General features: G+C 42.0%; 20 protein-coding genes and 2 tRNA genes. 20 read left to right on the top strand and 2 right to left on the bottom strand.

The features are described 5' to 3' along the window. Window positions 1-66: 66 nt before the first annotated feature. The 11 genes from dinB to trxA all read left to right on the top strand — a co-directional run bounded on the left by dinB (window position 67) and on the right by trxA (window position 11408). Window positions 67-1149, top strand: a complete 1083-nt coding sequence (dinB, locus tag GSR62_RS03035) for a DNA polymerase IV (RefSeq protein ID WP_066023792.1) — start codon at window positions 67-69, stop codon at window positions 1147-1149. 66 nt (window positions 1150-1215) lie between these two features. Continuing rightward, window positions 1216-2166 (top strand): DHH family phosphoesterase, encoded by a 951-nt coding sequence (locus GSR62_RS03040; RefSeq protein WP_066023793.1) that lies wholly within the window; start codon window positions 1216-1218, stop codon window positions 2164-2166. 14 nt (window positions 2167-2180) lie between these two features. Next, window positions 2181-3512: a DEAD/DEAH box helicase gene (locus tag GSR62_RS03045; protein WP_035448851.1), complete on the top strand. Its 1332-nt coding sequence runs from the start codon at window positions 2181-2183 to the stop codon at window positions 3510-3512. Between the two features lie 273 nt (window positions 3513-3785). Then, on the top strand, window positions 3786-6431 hold the full coding sequence (alaS, locus tag GSR62_RS03050; protein ID WP_035448853.1) for an alanine--tRNA ligase: 2646 nt from the start codon (window positions 3786-3788) through the stop codon (window positions 6429-6431). 174 nt (window positions 6432-6605) lie between these two features. After that, the gene (locus GSR62_RS03055) at window positions 6606-6869 is read left to right on the top strand and encodes an IreB family regulatory phosphoprotein (RefSeq protein WP_010688607.1); all 264 of its coding nucleotides are present in this window, start codon (window positions 6606-6608) and stop codon (window positions 6867-6869) included. Beyond that, complete coding sequence (ruvX, locus tag GSR62_RS03060; RefSeq protein WP_010688609.1) at window positions 6869-7309, top strand: Holliday junction resolvase RuvX; 441 nt, start codon at window positions 6869-6871, stop codon at window positions 7307-7309. Before GSR62_RS03055 ends, ruvX begins: the two co-directional genes overlap by 1 nt. Before the next feature lie 19 nt (window positions 7310-7328). After that, window positions 7329-7619 carry a DUF1292 domain-containing protein gene (locus GSR62_RS03065; protein ID WP_005920432.1) on the top strand — a complete coding sequence of 97 codons (291 nt, stop codon included), beginning with the start codon at window positions 7329-7331 and terminating at the stop codon, window positions 7617-7619. Window positions 7620-7889: 270 nt separating this feature from the next. Continuing rightward, on the top strand, window positions 7890-8141 hold the full coding sequence (gene zapA, locus GSR62_RS03070) for a cell division protein ZapA (protein ID WP_005920434.1): 252 nt from the start codon (window positions 7890-7892) through the stop codon (window positions 8139-8141). A 7-nt stretch (window positions 8142-8148) separates the two neighbouring features. After that, a complete protein-coding gene (locus tag GSR62_RS03075; RefSeq protein ID WP_066023794.1) occupies window positions 8149-8667 on the top strand; it encodes a CvpA family protein in 519 nt (172 codons plus the stop codon). Then, the gene (locus GSR62_RS03080) at window positions 8657-11017 is read left to right on the top strand and encodes an endonuclease MutS2 (RefSeq protein WP_066023795.1); all 2361 of its coding nucleotides are present in this window, start codon (window positions 8657-8659) and stop codon (window positions 11015-11017) included. The genes GSR62_RS03075 and GSR62_RS03080 overlap by 11 nt, the downstream gene beginning before the upstream one ends. Before the next feature lie 79 nt (window positions 11018-11096). Beyond that, complete coding sequence (trxA, locus tag GSR62_RS03085) at window positions 11097-11408, top strand: thioredoxin (protein WP_010688614.1); 312 nt, start codon at window positions 11097-11099, stop codon at window positions 11406-11408. A 67-nt stretch (window positions 11409-11475) separates the two neighbouring features. Here the strand turns inward: trxA and GSR62_RS03090 are convergent, their stop codons facing one another. Next, window positions 11476-11961: a YslB family protein gene (locus GSR62_RS03090; RefSeq protein WP_035448860.1), complete on the bottom strand. Its 486-nt coding sequence runs from the start codon at window positions 11959-11961 to the stop codon at window positions 11476-11478. Window positions 11962-12095: 134 nt separating this feature from the next. Here GSR62_RS03090 and GSR62_RS03095 point away from each other — a divergent pair, with 134 nt between their 5' ends. The 4 genes from GSR62_RS03095 to GSR62_RS03110 all read left to right on the top strand — a co-directional run bounded on the left by GSR62_RS03095 (window position 12096) and on the right by GSR62_RS03110 (window position 14019). After that, complete coding sequence (locus tag GSR62_RS03095; RefSeq protein WP_010688618.1) at window positions 12096-12698, top strand: XTP/dITP diphosphatase; 603 nt, start codon at window positions 12096-12098, stop codon at window positions 12696-12698. A 1-nt stretch (window position 12699) separates the two neighbouring features. Continuing rightward, window positions 12700-13233, top strand: a complete 534-nt coding sequence (locus GSR62_RS03100) for a YfcE family phosphodiesterase (protein ID WP_035448862.1) — start codon at window positions 12700-12702, stop codon at window positions 13231-13233. 221 nt (window positions 13234-13454) lie between these two features. Beyond that, window positions 13455-13527, top strand: a tRNA-Glu gene (locus GSR62_RS03105). Window positions 13528-13689: 162 nt separating this feature from the next. Further along, window positions 13690-14019, top strand: a complete 330-nt coding sequence (locus GSR62_RS03110) for a thioredoxin domain-containing protein (RefSeq protein ID WP_035448865.1) — start codon at window positions 13690-13692, stop codon at window positions 14017-14019. 134 nt (window positions 14020-14153) lie between these two features. Here GSR62_RS03110 and GSR62_RS03115 read toward each other — a convergent pair. Then, window positions 14154-14226, bottom strand: a tRNA-Gln gene (locus GSR62_RS03115). A gap of 208 nt (window positions 14227-14434) precedes the next feature. Here GSR62_RS03115 and yjeM point away from each other — a divergent pair. The 5 genes from yjeM (at window position 14435) to GSR62_RS03140 (ending at window position 19514) form a co-directional block, all read left to right on the top strand. Further along, complete coding sequence (gene yjeM, locus GSR62_RS03120) at window positions 14435-15925, top strand: glutamate/gamma-aminobutyrate family transporter YjeM (RefSeq protein WP_035448868.1); 1491 nt, start codon at window positions 14435-14437, stop codon at window positions 15923-15925. 91 nt (window positions 15926-16016) lie between these two features. Beyond that, window positions 16017-16619 carry an NAD-dependent epimerase/dehydratase family protein gene (locus GSR62_RS03125; RefSeq protein ID WP_035448869.1) on the top strand — a complete coding sequence of 201 codons (603 nt, stop codon included), beginning with the start codon at window positions 16017-16019 and terminating at the stop codon, window positions 16617-16619. Window positions 16620-16922: 303 nt separating this feature from the next. Next, a complete protein-coding gene (locus GSR62_RS03130) occupies window positions 16923-18380 on the top strand; it encodes an amino acid ABC transporter substrate-binding protein/permease (protein ID WP_029507296.1) in 1458 nt (485 codons plus the stop codon). Next, a complete protein-coding gene (locus tag GSR62_RS03135) occupies window positions 18380-19120 on the top strand; it encodes an amino acid ABC transporter ATP-binding protein (RefSeq protein WP_035448872.1) in 741 nt (246 codons plus the stop codon). Before GSR62_RS03130 ends, GSR62_RS03135 begins: the two co-directional genes overlap by 1 nt. 130 nt (window positions 19121-19250) lie before the next feature. After that, window positions 19251-19514 (top strand): hypothetical protein, encoded by a 264-nt coding sequence (locus GSR62_RS03140; RefSeq protein WP_035448873.1) that lies wholly within the window; start codon window positions 19251-19253, stop codon window positions 19512-19514. Window positions 19515-19582 lie beyond the last annotated feature (68 nt).

Genomic DNA, 19582 nt, shown 5'->3' on the forward strand with positions numbered 1-19582 from the left:
AATGATTAAATATTTGGGACCTTGGGATGTTTTAGCCTGGGTCCTATTTGTAATGTGAGGAAACTGATGAAACAACGTGATATCATCCATGTGGATATGGATTGTTTTTATGCTTCGATCGAGATGCGCGATGAGCCTAAGTTACGTGATAAACCAGTTGTGATCGCCCGTGACCCGCGTAAAACCGGGGGACATGGAGTCGTAGCAACGGCCAATTATCAGGCGCGGGCTTTTGGGATCCATTCGGCGATGAATGCGCAACAAGCCTTAAAACTTTGTCCTAAAGCAGTTTTTGTAACACCAAATTTTGAAAAATATCGTAAAGTATCGCGCCAGATCCATGCGATCTTTGCTGAGTTTTCCGATCTAGTTGAACCGATCGCTTTTGATGAGGCTTATTTAGATATTACGGCTGATAAACAAAAACTTGGCTCAGCGGTCTTGACCGCGCATCGCTTACAGCAAAGGATCTATGATGAAACGCAACTGACGTGTTCGATCGGCGTTTCGTACAATAAATTTTTAGCAAAATTGGCTTCGGATTTTTGCAAGCCGGTGGGAACGACCGTGGTCAGGCCAGAGGAGGTAAAAGCTTTCTTATTCCCACTACCGATCGAAAAATTTCGTGGCGTGGGTAAAAAGACTGCGCCTAAGATGCATGCTTTAGGGATCGAGAAGGGTGAAGATCTCTATGCCAAATCAGAGCGCTATTTAAATAAACATTTTGGCAAGATCGGTACGGTCTTGTACCAGCAGGTGCGGGGGATCGATGAACGACCAGTCGAAGTTCGGGAACGCAAATCGATCGGGACGGAGCGGACATTTATTCGCCCGTTAGTGAGTGAAGCCCAAGTCAATGATGAATTTAGGCAATTAGCCACACGTCTGGTAAAAGAATTAAATAACAAGCAAAAGCATGGCAAGACCTTGGTTTTGAAATTGCGGACAGCTTCATTTGAAACGGTCACGAAACGCTTGACTAAGCAAGACTATTTCTTAAATGATGTCGCGACCATCGTCTATTATGCCATGCAGTTATTTGAAGAAGTAGCCCCGGCAGAGTTAGAATTACGCTTGTTGGGCCTGACGATGACGGGGTTAGCCCCACTGGAATTTGAAAACTTGAGTCTACCATTGTTTGAACAATAGGGAAATAACGTGGTATACTACATTGTTATAGGTATTTAACTACAAAAAAAGATAAGGAAACGAAAAATGAAGGTTGAAGAAGAAATCTTAGCACAGATCAAACAGTATGATACGATCATTATCCATCGCCACCAGCGTCCCGATCCAGATGCCTATGGATCACAATGTGGGTTAGCTGAAATTATTCGCGAAACATTTCCGACTAAGACAGTCTATCAAGTCGGTAAAAATGTCAAAGGCCTAAGTTGGCTCGATACGCCCCAAGAGATCAGCGATGAATGCTATCGGGATGCTTTAGTGATCGTCACTGATACAGCTAATCAACCGCGTGTCGATGATGACCGCTATACTAAGGGCAAGTTTTTGATCAAGATCGATCATCATCCAAATGATGACCCTTATGGTGATATTTGTTGGGTCGATAGTTCAGCTTCCAGCTGTTCTGAGATCATCACGCGTTTAGTAGAAAATTTAGATGGCAAATTAAAACTAAATGCAAAAGCGGCGCGTCTATTGTATGCGGGGATCGTTGGGGATACGGGACGTTTCATGTATAATGCCACGACCCCAGCTACTATGCGGGCAGCGGCTAAATTGATGGAATATGATTTTGATGCCAGTCAAGTAAATCGGACTTTAGACGAAGTGACGCCAGAGGTTGCGCGGTTATCAGCCTATGTTTTAGAAAACATCAAGTACACTGAACACAATGCAGCTTACGTGGTTTTAGATAATGAGACGCTGGAACAATTTACATTAGAGGATGCTGGCACAGCTCCAATCGTACCATTAGTGGGTAAGATCTCTTCTGTCATTTGTTGGACCGTGCTCGTGCAACAAAAAGACGAGACCTATCGTTTACGGATCCGCTCCAAGGGGCCTGTGATCAACGAATTAGCTAAGGAATATGAAGGTGGCGGTCATACCCTAGCCAGCGGAGCGATTCTGAGAAGCCTAGATGAGCTGCCAACTTATCTTGCTAAATTAGATAAGATTGCTGCAAGCGCAGAAAAATAGAAATTGAGGATATTATGAATAAGACATTTAAAGATTTTAACTTAAAACCCTTCTTAAATGAAGCGTTGACCGAGATCGGATTTCAAGCACCGACTGAAGTGCAAAAACGCTTGATCCCGGTGATCAAAAAGGGCAAAAGTGTTGTCGGACAATCGCAAACGGGGAGTGGTAAGACTCATACTTTCTTGCTACCGATCTTTAATGCGATCGATCCAGCTGTCCATGCAGTCCAAGCTGTTATTACGACTCCGAGTCGGGAATTAGCCTATCAGATCTATGGTGCGGCTAAGCAACTAGCTAAGCATTCTGAAACTGAGATCTTAGTCCAAAACTATGTCGGTGGGACTGATAAATTACGCCAGATCGAAAAATTAAAGCATCACCAACCACAGATCGTGATCGGGACACCGGGACGGATCTTGGATCTGATGCGTTCAAATGCTTTAGATGTGCATAATGCGCATTATTTAGTCGTTGATGAAGCTGATATGACGTTAGACTTAGGTTTCTTAAAAGAGACCGATGCGATCGCATCAGCTTTGCCAAAAGATCTCCAAATGTTGGTCTTTTCAGCAACGATCCCCCAAAAATTAAAACCATTCTTACAAAAATATATGAATGATCCCGTGGTTGAAGTGGTGGAAAATAAAACAGTTATCAGTCCGACAATCGATAACTGGTTACTTTCGACTAAAGGACGCGATAAAAAGCAATTGATCTATCAATTGTTGACGATGGGTGAGCCATATTTGGCATTAGTTTTTGCTAACACCAAAGAACGGGCTGACGAATTGACGACTTATTTGCGTCATCAAGGTCTAAAAGTCGCTAAGATCCACGGGGGTATCCAACCACGGGAACGCAAACGTTTGATGCGTGAGATCCAAAATCTCGAATATCAATATGTCGTTGCAACTGATCTCGCAGCTCGTGGGATCGATATCGAGGGGGTCTCGCATGTGATCAATGACGATCTACCAGAAGACCTTGAATTTTTCGTACACCGTGTTGGTCGGACTGGGCGTAACAACCTTAAGGGCATAGCGATCACATTGTATGTCCCAAGTGAAGAAGCTCAGATCGAAGAATTAGAAAAGATGGGAGTCACTTTTGTCCCTAAAGCGCTCAAAAATGGTGAGATCGTGGATTCGTATGATCGCAATCGGCGCCAAAAACGCCGGACGAGACAAGAAAGTCTTGATCCTAAGATGATCGGGATGGTCAAAAAGGCTAAGAAGAAGCGCAAACCAGGCTACAAGAATAAGATCAAGCGGGCGTTAAAACGTGATGCTCAACAAAAACGCAAGATCGCACGCCGACAAGAACGTAAAAATCAACGTTCGTAAGCTTGACAAAAGGGTGATTTTTGCCTATACTTTGCATTGACTCAGGATATGTCAGTCAGCTATTTTGCTAAAGCGAGGGTCCGGTGGGTGAAAGGACTTGCAAAAACTGATTGGTGCTCCCTGAAACTAATATTATTACATGAAAATAACGTGCTCACGTATTTGAGCAGCTGAGAGGTTACGACTAACATCGTTGCAAGCAAGGTGGTACCGCGCTAAGGCGTCCTTGCTAGCAGCGGTGTTTTTTTGCCTTCAGCCCAGAAAGGATCAAAGATGAAAGAATTATCAAGTGCCCAAATCCGGCAAATGTATTTAGATTTCTTTGCACAAAAAGGTCACGATATCATGAAAAGTGCACCTTTAGTTCCTCAAGATGACCCAACTTTACTTTGGATCAACTCTGGGGTCGCTACGATGAAAAAATATTTTGATGGTTCTGTTGTGCCTAAGAACCACCGCATGACGAGTTCTCAAAAATCGATCAGAACTAACGATATCGAAAATGTTGGGCGGACTGCGCGCCACCATACGTTATTTGAAATGTTAGGTAACTTCTCGATCGGTGATTACTTCAAAAAAGAAGCGATCAATTGGGCCTGGGAATTGTTGACGAGTGAGGAATGGTTTGCTTTGGATCCCGAAAAACTTTACATCACAGTTTATCCAAAAGATACTGATGCTAAGAAGATCTGGCTTGAAGCTGGTGTCAAAGAAGATCATATCTACGAAGACGAAGACAACTTCTGGGATATCGGGGAAGGTCCATCTGGTCCCGACTCTGAGATCTTCTATGACCGTGGCCAAGCGATGAACAACGTGGCTGAAGATGATCCACAAAACTATCCAGGGGGCGAAAATGAACGTTACCTTGAGATCTGGAATATCGTGTTCTCTCAATTCAACCACAAGCCAGACGGCACTTACGAAGAACTACCACATAAAAACATTGATACGGGCATGGGCTTAGAACGTGTCGTTTCTGTTTTCCAAAACGCTAAGACAAACTTTGAGACTGATCTTTTCATGCCACTTATCAAGGAAACTGAAAAGTTAAGTGGTAAGTATCATTATGGTCAAGACCCTGAAAAAGATATCTCATTTAAGGTCATCGCTGATCATGCACGGGCTGTGACTTTTGCGATCGGCGACGGTGCTTTACCTTCAAACGAAGGACGTGGCTATGTTATCCGCCGTTTGATCCGGCGAGCTGTTATGCATGGTCAAAAACTTGGGATCGACCAAGCATTCTTGTATAAATTAGTACCGATCGTGGGTCAGATCATGGAAGCCGCTTATCCAGAAGTTTTGGAACAAGCTGACTACATTCAAAAAGTCATCCGCATGGAAGAAGATCGTTTCAATGAGACCCTAAAAGATGGGGTCGCTTTATTGGATGACTTGATCGAACAAACTAAAGCTGCTGGTCAAACTGAACTTTCTGGAGCAGGTGTCTTCAAGCTTTACGATACTTACGGTTTCCCATATGAATTGACACTTGAATATGCAAGTGATAATGGTCTAGGTGTGGATAAAGCTGGTTTTGATACTGAAATGGAAAAACAACGTGAACGTGCGCGAAATGCGCGTTCTGGGGCTAAATCCATGGGCGTTCAAAATGGCTTATTGACTGATATCACGACCCCAAGTGAATATGTCGGTTATAGCGAATTAAATGCTTTAGGGACTGTTGAAGATATCATTTTAGATGATGCTTTGGTAAATGAAGCACAAGCTGATACGACGGTACAAGTTATCTTTGACAAGACACCATTTTATGCTGAAATGGGGGGCCAGGTAGCCGATAAAGGTCTCGTCAAAGATGAAGACGGCAATGTGGTAGCTGAAGTGATGGACGTGCAACATGCACCAAATGGCCAAAACATGCATACCTTGAAATTACGCCAAAAATTGGTTAAGGGCATGACTTACCGCTTAGAAGTAAACCGTGAATTCCATAATAAGGTCAAAAAGAACCATACAGCAACTCACTTGTTAGACCAAGCCTTGCGTGATGTTTTAGGCGAACACACACATCAAGCTGGTTCATTGGTGGAACCAACTTACTTGCGCTTTGACTTCACGAACCTTGGCGCAGTTACAGCTGAACAATTGCAACAAGTTGAAGATATCGTTAATGCTAAGATCTGGGCTAATTTACCAGTCGAAACAGTGGTCACGGACCTTGAATCTGCTCAAAAGATGGGTGCGATCGCATTGTTTGGCGATAAATATGGCGATACCGTGCGTGTTGTTAAAGCCGGCGACTACTCCATGGAATTCTGTGGTGGTAATCACGTTGACAATACTAACGAACTTGGTCTCTTCAAGATCGTTTCTGAATCCGGTGTTGGTGCTGGGGTTCGACGGATTGAAGCGGTAACTTCTAAGGAAGCTTTTGAATTCTTAGAACAACGTAATAATTTATTGCAAGAAACAGCTGCTGAAATGAAAGTCGTACAATTAAAAGAAGTGCCACGTAAGGTCGAAGCTTTACAAGCACAGATCAAAGAGTTAGAACAACAAAAACAAGCACTTGAAGCTAAGTTTGCAAGTCAACAAGCACAAGATATCTTCAAAGATGTTAATGAAGTCAACGGTCATACGTTGATCGCGGCTAAAGTCAACGTTTCTGGAATGGATCAATTGCGTCAATTAGCTGATCAATGGAAAGAAAAAGATCTATCCGAAGTGTTAGTCTTAGCGACAGCACCAGCTAAGGATAAGGTCAACTTGATCGTGGGTGTTTCCAATGCCGGCATCAAAGCAGGCATCAAAGCAGGGGACTTGATCAAAGGCATCGCTCCACTTGTTGGTGGTGGCGGTGGTGGTCGCCCTAACTTAGCCCAAGCTGGTGGTAAGAACCCAGCTGGTATCGGTGAAGCTTTAGCTAAAGCCAAGACTTGGTTGGCTGATAAATAATTTAGCGTTAAAAGATCTTAGAAGGTGATTTCTAAGGTCTTTTATTCGTTAGCATGACGTTTAGTTTACAAACATAATCTTTTTGTAATATACAAATTGAGAGATATTCATTGTAGCGTAAGCATTTGTTTAGTAAAATAGAACTAGTAGACAAGATCACGGAGGTGTTTTGAGATGAGTTCGTTGGATAAAACAATGTATTTTAACTTTGATGACGGCGATAAAAAGGATGTGCGCGAGACGCTAGAAACCGTTTATGCGGCTTTGGAAGAAAAAGGCTATAATCCGATCAACCAAATAGTAGGCTATCTATTATCAGGGGACCCAGCCTATATTCCGCGGTTAAACGATGCGCGCAACCTGATCAGAAGACATGAACGTGATGAGATAATCGAAGAGTTGGTTCGTTCATATCTCAACAAGGAGGAAGAAAATTAATGGCGCGATTGATGGGGCTAGACGTAGGTTCAAGAACCGTCGGAGTAGCAGTCAGCGACGAATTGGGCTGGACAGCTCAAGGTGTTGAGATCGTTAGGATCAATGAAGATGAAGAACAGTTTGGGATCGACCGGATCGCTGAATTGGTCTTAGAATATGATGTTAAGGGTTTTGTTCTCGGATTGCCTAAGAATATGAACAATACTTTAGGACCTCGAGCAGAAGCTTCTAAAAATTATGGTAAACTTTTAGAAGAAAGATTTGCTTTACCCGTTGATTTTTGTGATGAACGATTGACAACGGTCGAAGCAGAACGTATGCTAGTTGAACAAGCTGATACTTCACGCAAGAAGCGCAAGCAAGTTATCGATAAACTAGCTGCGGGCTTGATCTTGCAAAACTATCTTGATAGCAAAGGCAAGTTACTCTCAGAATTATAAGAAAGAGCAGGTATTGATAATGAGTGAACAAGAAGAAAAGATGATCACATTAGTTGACGCAGATGGCAACGAAACTTTATACGAAATTTTATTCACATTTGAATCAGAAGATTACGGCAAGGCTTATATCTTGTTGATCCCAGCCGGTTCAGAACCTGAAGAACAAGTTGATGTTTTAGCCTTCTCCTTTAACCCTGACGAAGATGGTCAAGCTAAGGATGCTGAACTTTACGATATCGAAAGTGATGAAGAATGGGATATGGTCGAAGGTGTCTTAGATACTTTCTTGAATGACGAAAATCTCCAATAATTCTTTTCGCTTACAGGCCCTGGATATCTTTTGGATATTGAGGGCCTTTTTCTGTAAGTGGTGTACGGTGCGATCCGCATTTCTCCACACGTAGATATTAACGTGTTGCAAAAATCTAAGCCTAGCGTATAGCTACAGTCAAGCAATAATGCAAAAAACACATCATCGTTTGATTTAGGCTATCCGTACGGCTCAAAACGATTTTCTCCACACTTAGATATTATGCTAAAATATAGTATGTTAATTTTTAATTAGGGGGCTTTTTTGAGAATGCCTGAAAATAAGCGACGTTTTAAAGTTAAGATTGCAAATGAAGTTTATACGATCATTGGTAAAGCTGAACCAGATCATATGGCAGCTGTTGTCAAGATCGTGGAAGAACAATTGGCGGAGATCAAGGAATTGATGCCGTCATTGAATAATGAAAAAGCAGCGATCCTATTAGCGATCAATGCAGTCTCAGATCAATTATATAAACAAGAAGAATTGCTGAAATTAAAGCAAACAGAACCAAAAGAATAGAGAAAAAATGATTTTAACAATAGGTATTTTGATCGTACTAGTAGCAGCTTTTCGTCATGGAACGCATAAAGGACTAGCAGCGATCTTTATCAAGCTAGTTGGCTTTGTAGTGGTCGCAGGTCTGGGGCTTTACTTTGCGCCTAGTTTGGGACAAAAGTTAAGTAGTATATTTGCAACGACAGGAGTGAATCGGATCTTCTACCAGATGCTGGCCTTTTGGATGATCGCGCTCATCGGTGGCCTAGGACTACGGCTCATTACAAATGCAGTACGCCAAACAGCTAAGAAGATACCGATCATTTCCCAAGCTGACCGTCTATTAGGTGGGCTTTTTTCGTTGGCAATGACGTATGGGGTGATCTTCTTTTTGTTGCTACTAGTGGATACTTGGCCTGGTGTGCAACCAAAGCCATTTATTGCCGAATCTAGCGTAGCACAGTTTATGCTAAAAAAGACACCAGTCATCTCACAACAAGTATTAGATAACTGGTTACTTGAACCACAGGGGGATGGAAATGAATCGTAAAAGTTTAGCGATCCTCGAATACGACAAGATCAAACAAAAGTTGTTCCAACATGCGACAACTGAAATGGGTAAGCGGCAAGTCAAACGCTTAAGACCCAGCACCGATCTTGATGAGATCCAGGTGAAGCTCTTACAAACAAAAGATGGCGCAGATATTTTGCGCTTAAAAGGTGGGGTACCAGTCCCACAGTTAACGTTGATCACCGATCATCTCAAGCGCTTAGAGATCGGAGCAACGCTAAATGGCAAGGAATTAGCTGAGATCAGTCAGGTATTGCGCTCAGCTAACGAAGTGCATCGCTTTTTTATGGCTCTAGCCGATGAAAAAGTTGAATTGAACTATCTATATGAACTCGAAGAACAACTCGAGACGCTACCGCAATTAGCTAAGCGACTGCAAGTATCGTTGGAAGCTGATGGCTATGTGACCGATGACGCCTCTAGCCTCTTACGCTCATTGCGCCGTCAGATCTCAACGACTGAAGCCACGATCAGAAATCGTTTAGTGGCACTGACCCGTGGTAATAATGCCAAGTATCTAAGCGGAGCCAATGTGACGATCAGAAATGACCGCTATGTTATCCCTGTGCGAGCTGAGCATAAGGGCAAATTTGGTGGGATCGTTCACGACCAAAGTTCTTCGGGGCAGACCTACTTTATCGAACCACGTGAGATCGTAGAATTGAATAATCGCCTCAAGCAAGAGCAAGTGGCTGAAAAAGAGGAGATCTTGCGGATCTTGCGCGAACTATCGGAAGAGACGATGCCTTATACGGCTGAATTAGCCCACGATGCTAAGATCTTAGGTGAATTTGATTTTATCAATGCTAAAGCCAAATATGCTAAAGAGCTCAAAGCAACGCAACCTTTATTGTCAGAACAAAAAGATATTTACTTGCGCCAAGTTTGGCATCCGCTTCTAGAGATGGATAAAGCGGTCAAAAACGATATTATCCTAGGAAAAGATTATCAAGCAATGGTGATCACTGGACCTAATACAGGTGGGAAGACGATCACGTTAAAGACTTTGGGGTTAGTGCAAATGATGGGCCAATCAGGGCTATTTATCCCGGCTTTTGAAAATAGTCGGATCGGAGTCTTTAAGAATATTTTTGCTGATATCGGGGATGAACAATCGATCGAGCAAAGTTTAAGTACGTTCTCCTCTCATATGACAAATATCGTCAATATTTTAGAGCATGTCGATCAAGACTCCCTTGTTTTATTCGATGAGTTGGGGGCTGGAACTGATCCGCAAGAAGGGGCTGCGCTTGCGATCGCGATCTTAGACGCTATCGGGGCCAGTGGGGCTTACGTTTTGGCAACGACGCACTATCCCGAACTCAAGACATATGGCTTTGAGCGGACCCAAACGATCAACGCTTCGATGGAATTCAACGAAGAAACATTACGGCCGACATATCGGTTACTGATCGGGATCCCGGGCCAAAGTAATGCGTTCAATATTTCTGAGCGCTTGGGTCTATCCCAAACGATCGTCACAGCTGCGCGGAATTTAGTCGCTAAAGACAGCCAAGATCTCAATAATATGATCGCTGATCTGGTCGCAAAACGACGTCAAGCAGAAGAAGAGGCGATCAGTTTACAAGCTAACCTTGATGAGGCACAAAAATTGCACCACGATTTGGCAACGGCCTATGAACGTTTTGTCAATGAGCGAGAGCAAATGCAAGATCAAGCTAAGCAAAAAGCTAACGAGATCGTCGAACAAGCTAAACAAAAAGCGGATGAGATCATCGGTGAATTACGTGCCTTGAAACAAAATGCGGCGACTGAGATCAAGGAAAATGAATTGATCGATTCCAAAGCGCAGTTAAATGCGCTTGAGCAAAAACGAGCTTTGAAGAAAAATAAAGTCTTGAAACGTGCTAAGCGCAAACAAGCTTTCAAGCCAAATGATGATGTGATGGTGACCTCTTATGGCCAACGTGGGGTCTTGGTGCAAAAAGTCGGGGAGCATGTTTGGGAAGTGCAGTTAGGGATCTTGAAGATGAAGATCGATGAAGCTGATCTTGAAAAGGTCAATGTTGAACCAAAGAAAGTCAAACGTGCTGGGACTGTCTTGCGCTCAGCGTCAACGAGCCATGTTTCACCGCAACTTGATCTTCGGGGCAAACGCTATGAAGAAGCAATGACTGAGGTAGATCGCTATATTGACGCTGCTATCTTAGCGGGATATCCGTCAGTGACGATCGTGCATGGTAAAGGGACCGGGGCCTTGCGCCAAGGGATCACTCAATATTTGCAATCTAATCGCGCTGTCAAAAGCTTTAATTTTGCAGCGCCAAATAATGGTGGCAATGGGGCAACGGTCGTTTATTTCCGCTAAAACAAATAAGTTGCTTTTTTGTTTAGATGTGATATATTCTTACTGAATAAATACGAAATGAAAAGTGAGGGAACAGCTTATGGTAAAAGAATGGACAGATGAAGATTTTGCACAAGAAACTGCAAATGGTGTGACTTTGACTGATTTTTGGGCAACATGGTGTGGCCCTTGTCGGATGCAAGCACCTGTAGTTGAAAAGCTTGCCGAAGAGATGGCAGGCCAAGTTAAGATCGGTAAAGTTGATGTTGATAAGAACCAAGCTACAGCTGCTAAATATGGTGTAATGAGTATCCCGACCTTATTGATCCAAAAAGATGGTCAAGTGGTCGATACTTTGATCGGTTACCATGATAAAGGCGCACTCAAAGCAAAATTAGAACAATATCTTTAAGATACAACGCGGGAGCCACCATGATGTTTTGCATCGTGGTAGCTCCCGCGTTATTTGTTAGACTATTTTATTTTGCTTCTGGTTCAGTCAAGATGTTAAGCGGTTTTTGTTCTTCGATAAAGTCGAGATCAAGGGGATCTTTAGTGTCGACTTGGACTAAGAGCGTTATAGTATCATGTGTCTTTTTATCAATGATCGCTTCGGTAATGAAACCGAGTTGATTTTGGATCGTTTCGGCTAAAAATCCCGCTTCGATCAAAAATTCACAAGCTGAGTTCAGTTTTTGTCGTGTCTCAACGATCTGACCGGTCAATTCAAAGTATTGTTGTTCTTTTTTGGCTTTGACGCGCTTTAAGTGCCCCCAATTTGCCTGTTCAAAGAAGATCGGTAACTCTTCATCCTTAGCTAAAGGAAAGAGGCGAGCCAAACGTCTACCTGCCCAATAGAGAATATTGTTATCCTTACCTAGGATATCGGGGATCAAGGCATCGCGGATCAAGGTCGCGCTGAGCTGATTTTGCGAACTTGCCAGTTCATAAAAATTATCTTGCATTAAAAAAGACACATCCTTAATAATAGTTATTACTCTAATTATACCGTGTTACTAATGATTTTTAAACTCGAGGGTTAGTAGTTAGTTTGAAATCGAGGTGTGATTTAGTGCATAATTGTAGTGAGGTGATGTTCATGGATAAGATTTTAATAGCGACCAAAAATGAAGGTAAGGCTAAAGAGTATCGTAAACTATTTGAACCAAAGGGCTTTGAAATTGTGACGTTAAATGACCTAAATGATCCGATCGAGATCGTTGAAGATGGTGAAACATTTGCGCAAAATGCGGCTATCAAAGCGACAGCCTTAGCTGAAAAGTACCAAGTGATCGCTTTAGCAGACGATTCAGGTCTCATGGTCGATCAGTTGGATGGAGCGCCAGGGATCTATTCAGCGCGTTATGCTGGTGATCACGATGATGAGGCCAATAAGCAAAAATTGTTAGCTGAATTAGCTGGTGTTGCCCCAGATAAACGAACAGCTCATTTTCATTGTGCGATCGTCGTTGCTAGTCCGGCTGGCAAACAGTTGACAGTTGAAGGTGAGGTCAACGGTATGATCCTAGAAGAACAACGCGGCCAAGGCGGATTTGGTTATGATCCACTGTTTTATTATCCACCATTTGAGCGCTCCTTTGCCCAATTGTCAATGGAAGAAAAGAACAGTGTCAGTCACCGTGGTCGAGCAGTCAAAGCTTTGATGGAGCGTTTTGACGCCTGGCTAAACGAGGTACGATAAAATGAAATATTTAGTTGTTAGTGATAGTCACGGTGATAAGGCGATCTTGCAAAAATTGATCACGGCTTATGCGGGGAAAGTTGATCTGATGTTACATTGTGGTGATTCAGAGTTGCCCGCAACAGATGAAGTTTTCAAACATTTTAAAGTCGTTCGTGGTAACTGTGACTATGATCTGGAGTTACAAGATGAACAATTTTTTGATCGTGGTCAAGACAAGATCTTGTTAGTTCACGGGCATTTGCTCGGTGTAGGCTTTGGCTTGGGTGGTTTGCAAGCTAAAATGGAAGAGTTAGGTGCCAATATGGCTTTCTTTGGGCATACCCATCAATTAGGGGTCGAAGTGATCAATGGTAAATTTATTTTGAATCCGGGCAGTATCAGCTATCCACGTGGGAAATTCACTGCGCTCGGTGGCACATTTGCGATAGTTGAGACTTTCGCTAGTGAAAATGGTAAGCGGATCGAGGTCCAATACTATGATCGTAAGTTAAATGCGGTCCCGGAATTGCAAGTGACATTTAATGCCAAGTGAGAGTGCATATCTCAAACGTAAGCTAGTTATTTGGTGTGTTATCACATTGTTAGTGTTTGCGACTAGATTTTACCTCGCTTTTGCCTGGCTAGATCTAGTTTTTGTCCTCTGTGTTATTTGGACGGGACTGCTCTTTTTAGGCTATTGCTTTTTTGCGTTAAAAAATTTGGATAAATAGTTGACGTTATTTAAAAAGAGAGTATACTATTAAGAGTAGTCATTGCCCGTTGGTCAAATTGGTTAAGACGTCGCCCTCTCAAGGCGGAGTTACGGGTTCGATCCCCGTACGGGTGATAAATCAGAGCTGTTGGTTTAGCCAGCGGCTTTTTTTATAAAGTTATTGAATAATTCTTTTAAATTTGTTAATGTTAACAAATTGTTACCAAAAAATAAGTTTAAAGGTGCTATAATAGGTGAAGTAAGTAAAAGGATTACTATCAAGTTAGGAGGAGAAACATGCTTAGAAAAACGAAAAATTTTCTACGTGCACACGGTGTCGAGTATGAAAAAGAGCACGTTAATCCGTTGATGGTGCCTGAGAAAGTATATGTACTGAAGTTTGGCAAAAAAGACGGTAAGTTTTTGAACCGTTTTATCGTTGAACATAGCTATACCTGGACAGGACGTGACAAGATCAATAAGATCACTTTAAGGTTGCACGGCCAACAACATCCACGTGAATTTGCCAACGAGGCTAAATTATTACAGTACTTGAAAAAGCATGCCCACCGTTACGTTAAGGAAGAAGACCGTTATAAGCATAAACATACGGTCAAACGTAGGTAGGATATAAGACGGAGAGCTTGGGTGCAGGAACGCCCAAGCTTTTTTTGTGGATCCGAGTAGCTGAGGTGCATATGTAAGATTATACAAAAAGATCACTCAAATTTGGCAAAAATTCGAGTGATCTTTTTAAGTAGTTGGGCATACAGGGTTCGAACCTGTAAATTATGGATTCAGAGTCCACTGCCTTACCGATTTGGCGAATGCCCAATAAAAACTCAACTATTACAGTTTATGCCTGTCGCGTAGCTTTGTCAATACTTATAAATAGAATTATTTTGTTGCACTAGTAGATCAGAATATAACTCTTTTTGCATAGATAATCGTTAAAAATATTTTGATATACACTTTTATGTTGTTACTAAAAGGTGTATAATGAATAAACATTAATAATTATGTATAAGAAGAAGGGTTTAATGTGAATAAAAAGAAAATCAAACTTTTTGGTTTGGTAATGATGATCTTTTCAACGATCTTTGGATTTGCGAATTCGACCGTCGCTTATGAACAGATGGGATATGGGAGTATCATGTGGTATATCTTAGCGGCGATCTTTTTCTTTCTTCCCAGTGCTTTGATGTTAGCCGAGTATGGTGCTGCCTTTAAAGAAGCAAAAGGTGGGATCTATTCTTGGCTAGCGGGCTCAGTTGGAGAAAAGATCGCTTTTATCGGGACCTTTATCTGGTTAGCCTCGTGGGTGATCTGGCTAGTCTCGACGTCAAATAAGGTCTGGATTCCGTTATCGGCTTTGCTTTTCGGTAAAGATACCACCCAAAGCTGGAATTTTTTAGGTCTAGGCGCAACGCAGACGATCGGGTTATTAGCGATCATTTGGATCTTGGGGGTCACATTCTTCAGTACTCGTGGGATGGATTTTGTGGCTAAAGTTGGCTCGATCGGTGGGATATTCACGATCGCTTTGAATGTGATCTTTTGCGTAGCTAGTATTGTGATCTGGATCGCTGATCATGGGGCTTTAAAGCAGCCGATCACAGGCTGGAGCAGTTTTACAACTTCACCTAATCCAGATTTTAGTACGCTGGTCGCTTTGCTATCCTTTGTGGTCTATGCGATCTTTGCTTATGCTGGGATGGAATCGCTCGGGGGCGTCATGGATGACGTTGAAAAACCGGAAAAGACTTTTCCGCGAGCTGTTTTGATCTCGACTTTAGTGATCGCTCTTAGTTATTCGTTGATGATCTTTATGTGGGGGATCAGTACTAATTGGCAAGAAGTCATTGGAAAAAATGAAGCTAACCTGGGAAATATTACATATGTTTTGATGAATAATTTAGGGGTCGTTTTAGGTCAAGCGTTGGGCTTAACCGCACAAACGAGCCAATTTCTCGGCGTCTTGATGACACGTTTTGCTGGTTTGGGAATGTTTATCGGTTATGTCGGGGCCTTTTTCATCTTAGTCTATTCGCCGATCAAGTCATTTATTTTAGGTTCTGACCCTAAGCTTTGGCCTAAAAAAATGACAAACTTAAACAAAGCGGGAATGCCAGCCTTTTCAATGTGGCTTCAGGCGACGATCGTTTGTATCTTTATCTTTTTAGTTGCTTTTGGAGGCTCGGCTGCTCAAAAGTTCTATACGATCTTGACGGACATGGCTAATGTTTCAACGAGTTGTCCATATCTCTTTTTAGTTGGTGCGTTTCCGTTCTTCAAGCAAAGAACAGATATCGAGCGCCCATTTGAATTTTTCAAGAGTCGTAAATGGACCTGGATCGTCACGATCATTGTTTTGCTCGTCCTTGTAGGTGGGATAATCTTCACTTGTGTTGAACCTATTTTACAACACGAGTATGATACCGCCTTTTGGACGATCATTGGACCGGTCTTCTTTGGCGTGATCGCTTGGATCTTTTATCATCAAGCAGTAGCTAAGGGAAAACTCAATAAATAGTTGTTAAAGTACGAATGTGTAGGCAAAAGTTTACATATTCGTACTTTTTAAGTGCTATAATCAGGAAAAATCAAGTACTGGAGATGAGCTGATGAAAGTTGTCGTTGTTGGTGGGACTGGTTTTGTTGGACAAGGTATCTTACAGGTTCTGGTCAAGGATAAGACACTGGAACTACACAGTTTATCACGTGGTGGCAAGCGTTCACACAGTGTAGCTGGTGTTACGTATCAAAGAGTAGATCTAAAGCAGATGGGAGCTTGGCAAGTGTTGCTCAACGAAGCGGATTGGGTCATCGATTGTGTGGGGATCTTGTGGCCTGATCGCAAAAGACAGTTGAATTATCAAAATGCTAGTATTCAACCAGGTAAACAGATCATTACGACCATCAAAACAAGTGAGACCAAATTTTTGTTCATTTCCGCTAATGCGGGACCGCCAGCTTATTTAAAAGCTAAGCGGGCCGTTGAAAAATACGCACGTCAAGTTCTAGGCAAGCGTGCCTATGTTGTATATCCCGGCTTGATCTATGATCGTACTAAAAAGAGTACTTATTATTTAGGCAAGATCTTACACGTAATTACAGCTTTGCCTGGGCTAAAGAGGTATCGTCCGGTCGAACGAAAAATACTGGCGCAAGCGATCGAAAAAATTTTACAGGGGGAAACGAGCGAGTTTGAAATGTTTCGCAAATGATATGTTATGTTTTATTACATTTCCAGGGCGTGATTTTACTAGTGTTAATTTAATTATAAATGCTTTTGTTTTAGGGTTTTAAAGGGGGGGGTGGAATTTTGATTAGTAACATGCTACAAAAATTAATCAAAAATTAATTTTATTTTTGGAATTTGAGATAAACCCCGTTTTTATAGGCTTTTTTAATAGTATTATGATACGAAATCTAAGTTCTATATTATGGTTTTGATTTCCATGTACTATCTTCTGACAAAAGTTGTGCTATAATAATTTTATATTAAATTCTAGTAAAGGGGAGTTCCCATGAAGAAGTTTATTGCAATGTTAAGTGCAGTGTTTGGATTATTTATGTTGGGTGTTTTCTCCCAGCCACAGATCCAAGCTGCATCAGAAAAGACATATACGATCGACACGGATGTGACTTTCCCGCCGTTTGTGTATGCCAACACAGAGAATAAGTATGTGGGGATCGATTTAGATCTTTTACGTGCAATTGCTAAAGAAGAGGGTTTTAAAGTTAAGATCCGCCCCGTTGGCTTCAACGCTGCTGTTCAATCCGTAAGTGCTGGCCAAGCCGATGGGATGATCGCTGGGATGTCGATCACAGAAGAACGGAAGCAAAAATTTGATTTTTCTGATCCATACTATTCAGCTGGGATCGTAATGGCGGTCAAAGATGGTAGTGGAATCAAATCTCTATCTGAATTGAAGGGTAAAAAAGTTGCCGTTAAGACTGGAACAGCAGGGGCTGATTATGCTAATTCGATCAAGGATAAATACGGTTTTGAGATCGTAACATTCGATGATTCTGATGGTGTGTACAATGATGTCATCAATGGTAACTCTGCTGCTTGCTTTGAAGATAGTGCTGTGATGTATTATGCGATCAAAAATGGCTTAGATCTAAAAGTTGTAACTAAGCCAGCTAATACGACAGAAACGGGTTTTGCTGTTAAAAAGGGCCAAAACCAAGAGCTACTCAAGATGTTCAATGAAGGTCTAGCTAAGTTGAAAGCTAATGGTGAGTATGATAAGATCATCAAAAAATATACAGAAGGTAAAGCAACTTCTAAAACTAAAGTCAAATCACAAACAGAAACGGCTGAAGATCGAACAGTTTTAGGTATCTTAAAAGAAAACAAAGATGCCTTTATCTCAGGGATCATTGAGACGCTGAAGTTGACCGTTGTGGGTATCTTTTGTGCCACGATCTTTGGTATCTTTGTCGGTCTGTTAGGTGTCGTACCAAACAAATTCTGCCGTGGACTTTCAACAACGATCATATACATCTTCCGTGGGTTACCATTGATCGTGTTGGCACTGTTCATCTATAATGGTGTCCCAAGCTTGATCGGTAGCAAAGTGCCAGCCTTCTTAGCTGGTGTTATCACGTTGATGTTAAATGAAGGTGCCTATACTGCTGCCTTTGTTAAAGGTGGGATCGAATCGGTCGATAAAGGGCAGATGGAAGCCGCACGTAGTTTAGGGATGCCGTTTGGTAAATCGATGCGTCGGGTCATCTTACCTCAAGGGATCAAGATCATGGTCCCATCGTTTATCAACCAATTCATCATTACCTTAAAAGATACCTCGATCTTATCTGTTATCGGGTTACTTGAACTTACTCAGACTGGTAAGATCATTATCGCACGAAACCTCGAAGGCTTTAGAGTGTGGGCGATCGTTGCGGTGATCTATCTAGTCATCATTACAGTTTTAACGCTTCTTTCGAAGTGGATCGAACGGAGGATCAATAATTAATGACAGATTTAAAAGTAGATGTTACGAATTTAAAGAAAAACTACGGCTCAAATCAAGTGTTAAAGGGCATTGATTTTAAAGTTGCGAATAATGAAGTGGTCGTTTTGATCGGGCCTTCTGGTTCAGGGAAGAGTACTTTATTGCGTTGCTTGAATAAGCTCGAAGAACCAACTTCCGGGTCGATCGTGATCGATGGGCATGATATCAGTGATCCTAAGACAAATATCGATAAAGCCCGTGAAAATATCGGGATGGTATTCCAACATTTTAACTTGTTCAACAATTTGAGTGTGGGTGAAAACATCATGCTAGCACCGGTTGAGTTGGGCAAGGCCAATAAGGATGAAGCGATGACGACTGCTAAACAGTTACTGGAAACGGTCGGTTTAGCTGATAAGTTCGATGCGATGCCAGCCTCACTTTCCGGGGGACAAAAGCAACGGGTCGCGATCGCGCGTGCTTTGGCGATGAATCCAGATATCATGTTGTTTGACGAACCGACCTCAGCGCTTGACCCCGAAATGGTCGGTGATGTTTTGGAAGTTATGAAAGATCTAGCTAAAGATGGGATGACGATGGTCGTTGTGACCCACGAAATGGGCTTTGCCAAAGAAGTGGCTGATCGTGTTGTCTTCATGGCTGAGGGTCATGTTGTCGAAGAAGGACGTCCCGAAGCGATCTTTGAAGATCCCCAAAATGAACGGACTAAAGCGTTCTTGGAAAAAGTTATCAATATCTAATGTAGAGAGTTCTGCTGGAATATTGGCAGAACTTTTTATATTTTTTGGCAGATACCTATGTAAAAAAATATTGATATATACTATAATGAAAGAGCTTTGGTAAAGCAAAAAATTTTTAGGGGGGATCGAAGTGACGCAAGCGATTCTAGTCATGCACGAAAAAAACGGGGATTATTACCGGATGAACAAAACTTCTTTTGAAAAGTTACCGGTGATCGGTGAGCATATTTATAATAGTGACGGTCTGACTTATCTGATTGAAGACGTGGTATCTTTAGCCGGATATGAGTCGACTAAAGCAGTTACGGCGATCCTCGTAGTTAAACCGACTGCTAAGACTGATCCAGTCAGTGAACTTTACGGCTTGGATCCTGAAAAAGACTTTGAAATGTAATTAAAAAGTGAACTGCTCAAGGTAGTTCACTTTTTTGCTTGGGTTTGTAATTTGAAGTTATTTTTGCT

The sequence above is a fragment of the Ligilactobacillus animalis genome (assembly GCF_009933595.1).
Lineage (GTDB): Bacteria > Bacillota > Bacilli > Lactobacillales > Lactobacillaceae > Ligilactobacillus > Ligilactobacillus animalis.

Excerpts from the sequence above, each read along its gene's own strand:
- dinB (WP_066023792.1), top strand. The coding sequence starts at position 67 with ATGAAACAACGTGATATCATCCATGTGGATATGGATTGTTTTTATGCT.
- GSR62_RS03040 (WP_066023793.1), top strand. The coding sequence starts at position 1,216 with ATGAAGGTTGAAGAAGAAATCTTAGCACAGATCAAACAGTATGATACG.
- GSR62_RS03045 (WP_035448851.1), top strand. The coding sequence starts at position 2,181 with ATGAATAAGACATTTAAAGATTTTAACTTAAAACCCTTCTTAAATGAA.
- alaS (WP_035448853.1), top strand. The coding sequence starts at position 3,786 with ATGAAAGAATTATCAAGTGCCCAAATCCGGCAAATGTATTTAGATTTC.
- GSR62_RS03055 (WP_010688607.1), top strand. The coding sequence starts at position 6,606 with ATGAGTTCGTTGGATAAAACAATGTATTTTAACTTTGATGACGGCGAT.
- ruvX (WP_010688609.1), top strand. The coding sequence starts at position 6,869 with ATGGCGCGATTGATGGGGCTAGACGTAGGTTCAAGAACCGTCGGAGTA.
- GSR62_RS03065 (WP_005920432.1), top strand. The coding sequence starts at position 7,329 with ATGAGTGAACAAGAAGAAAAGATGATCACATTAGTTGACGCAGATGGC.
- zapA (WP_005920434.1), top strand. The coding sequence starts at position 7,890 with ATGCCTGAAAATAAGCGACGTTTTAAAGTTAAGATTGCAAATGAAGTT.
- GSR62_RS03075 (WP_066023794.1), top strand. The coding sequence starts at position 8,149 with ATGATTTTAACAATAGGTATTTTGATCGTACTAGTAGCAGCTTTTCGT.
- GSR62_RS03080 (WP_066023795.1), top strand. The coding sequence starts at position 8,657 with ATGAATCGTAAAAGTTTAGCGATCCTCGAATACGACAAGATCAAACAA.
- trxA (WP_010688614.1), top strand. The coding sequence starts at position 11,097 with ATGGTAAAAGAATGGACAGATGAAGATTTTGCACAAGAAACTGCAAAT.
- GSR62_RS03090 (WP_035448860.1), bottom strand. The coding sequence starts at position 11,961 with ATGCAAGATAATTTTTATGAACTGGCAAGTTCGCAAAATCAGCTCAGC.
- GSR62_RS03095 (WP_010688618.1), top strand. The coding sequence starts at position 12,096 with ATGGATAAGATTTTAATAGCGACCAAAAATGAAGGTAAGGCTAAAGAG.
- GSR62_RS03100 (WP_035448862.1), top strand. The coding sequence starts at position 12,700 with ATGAAATATTTAGTTGTTAGTGATAGTCACGGTGATAAGGCGATCTTG.
- GSR62_RS03110 (WP_035448865.1), top strand. The coding sequence starts at position 13,690 with ATGCTTAGAAAAACGAAAAATTTTCTACGTGCACACGGTGTCGAGTAT.
- GSR62_RS03125 (WP_035448869.1), top strand. The coding sequence starts at position 16,017 with ATGAAAGTTGTCGTTGTTGGTGGGACTGGTTTTGTTGGACAAGGTATC.
- GSR62_RS03130 (WP_029507296.1), top strand. The coding sequence starts at position 16,923 with ATGAAGAAGTTTATTGCAATGTTAAGTGCAGTGTTTGGATTATTTATG.
- GSR62_RS03135 (WP_035448872.1), top strand. The coding sequence starts at position 18,380 with ATGACAGATTTAAAAGTAGATGTTACGAATTTAAAGAAAAACTACGGC.